The sequence below is a fragment of the Pseudomonas sp. 50_B genome, from assembly GCF_017491625.1.
Taxonomy (GTDB): domain Bacteria; phylum Pseudomonadota; class Gammaproteobacteria; order Pseudomonadales; family Pseudomonadaceae; genus Aquipseudomonas; species Aquipseudomonas danubii.
On the sequence record NZ_JAFGYX010000112.1, the window covers coordinates 1 to 494 of the forward strand.

Consider the following 494-nt stretch of genomic DNA (forward strand, 5'->3'; position numbering starts at 1 on the left):
GCGGGAAGCAGAACACGCACTTCTCGGCCTTGCCGGTCTGCCAGTTGAAGTAGATCTTCTTGTACGGGCAGCCGGAGACGCACATCCGCCAGCCGCGGCACTTGTCCTGGTCGACGAGCACGATGCCGTCGTCCTCGCGCTTGTAGACCGAGCCCGACGGGCACGACGCGACGCAGGTCGGGTTCAGGCAGTGTTCGCAGAGGCGCGGCAGATACATCATGAAGGTGTTCTCGAACGTCGAGTACATCTCCTTTTGCACGGCCTCGAACAGCTTGTCGCGGCTGCGCGACTTGAACTCGCCGCCGAGGTCGTCTTCCCAGTTCGGGCCCCATTCGATCTTCTCCATCTTCTGGCCGGTGATCGCGGACACGGGGCGCGCGGTCGGCGGCGTCTGCGACAGCGGCGCGTTCTGCAGATGCGCGTAGTCGTACGTGAACGGCTCGTAGTAGTCGTCGATCGCGGGCAGGTTCGGATTCGCGAAGAGGTTCGCGAGG

The 494-nt window shown here is 63.8% G+C and carries 1 protein-coding gene; it reads right to left on the minus strand.

Features of this window, described 5'->3' with window-relative positions; translation table 11 throughout:
• A partial coding sequence (locus J5M73_RS31170; RefSeq protein ID WP_207816913.1) for a 4Fe-4S dicluster domain-containing protein occupies nt 1–494 on the minus strand: 494 nt, incomplete at both ends.